This window comes from Arthrobacter sp. MDT1-49-2, assembly GCF_059090185.1.
Genome location: NZ_JBNHFK010000020.1, coordinates 1 through 1624, shown reverse-complemented (window position 1 = coordinate 1624; position 1624 = coordinate 1). Strand labels below are relative to the sequence as shown.

At 58.3% G+C, this 1624-nt stretch carries 1 rRNA gene; it reads left to right on the top strand.

Going from position 1 to position 1624, the window contains the following annotated elements:
- Nucleotides 1-1245 (top strand): 16S ribosomal RNA (locus tag AC5RTS_RS16260); the annotation flags it as partial.
- Between the last annotated feature and the right edge of the window lie 379 nt (nt 1246-1624).

Genomic DNA, 1624 nt, shown 5'->3' with positions numbered 1-1624 from the left:
GGGTAGCCGGCCTGAGAGGGTGACCGGCCACACTGGGACTGAGACACGGCCCAGACTCCTACGGGAGGCAGCAGTGGGGAATATTGCACAATGGGCGAAAGCCTGATGCAGCGACGCCGCGTGAGGGACGAATGCCTTCGGGTTGTAAACCTCTTTCAGCAGGGAAGAAGCGAAAGTGACGGTACCTGCAGAAGAAGCGCCGGCTAACTACGTGCCAGCAGCCGCGGTAATACGTAGGGCGCAAGCGTTATCCGGAATTATTGGGCGTAAAGAGCTCGTAGGCGGTTTGTCGCGTCTGCTGTGAAAGCCCGGGGCTCAACCCCGGGTCTGCAGTGGGTACGGGCAGACTAGAGTGATGTAGGGGAGACTGGAATTCCTGGTGTAGCGGTGAAATGCGCAGATATCAGGAGGAACACCGATGGCGAAGGCAGGTCTCTGGGCATTAACTGACGCTGAGGAGCGAAAGCATGGGGAGCGAACAGGATTAGATACCCTGGTAGTCCATGCCGTAAACGTTGGGCACTAGGTGTGGGGGACATTCCACGTTTTCCGCGCCGTAGCTAACGCATTAAGTGCCCCGCCTGGGGAGTACGGCCGCAAGGCTAAAACTCAAAGGAATTGACGGGGGCCCGCACAAGCGGCGGAGCATGCGGATTAATTCGATGCAACGCGAAGAACCTTACCAAGGCTTGACATGAACCGGTAAGACCTGGAAACAGGTCCCCCACTTGTGGCCGGTTTACAGGTGGTGCATGGTTGTCGTCAGCTCGTGTCGTGAGATGTTGGGTTAAGTCCCGCAACGAGCGCAACCCTCGTTCTATGTTGCCAGCGCGTTATGGCGGGGACTCATAGGAGACTGCCGGGGTCAACTCGGAGGAAGGTGGGGACGACGTCAAATCATCATGCCCCTTATGTCTTGGGCTTCACGCATGCTACAATGGCCGGTACAAAGGGTTGCGATACTGTGAGGTGGAGCTAATCCCAAAAAGCCGGTCTCAGTTCGGATTGAGGTCTGCAACTCGACCTCATGAAGTTGGAGTCGCTAGTAATCGCAGATCAGCAACGCTGCGGTGAATACGTTCCCGGGCCTTGTACACACCGCCCGTCAAGTCACGAAAGTTGGTAACACCCGAAGCCGGTGGCCTAACCCCTTGCGGGAGGGAGCCGTCGAAGGTGGGACCGGCGATTGGGACTAAGTCGTAACAAGGTAGCCGTACCGGAAGGTGCGGCTGGATCACCTCCTTTCTAAGGAGCACCTCGAAGCGGATGTCCGTCCACAGTGTCGGATGTGTGCTTTGCAGGAGATGCCCATATCGGAGACATTCGTTCTCCGGTGGGTGCTCAAGGGTGGAATATCAATGGATAGGCGCCGGCATGATTGCCTGGCCTGGTGAGTACGTTCCTTCTTCGGGGGGTTCGGGAAAACCGGTCCGGCATGGTTGCGGGCTGACCGTTTGGCACACTGTTGGGTCCTGAGACAACAGGACCGCGTGCACGGGTGCGGGGCTTCCCTTTGGGGGGTTTCCGGTCCGGGGGCGTGGTTGTGGTTTGTTTCTGTTTGTTCCTGCGCAGGCCGGAAGCATCAGGGTTGCCTTCCCCGTTCGGGGGTGGTGCCGGGTGCGGA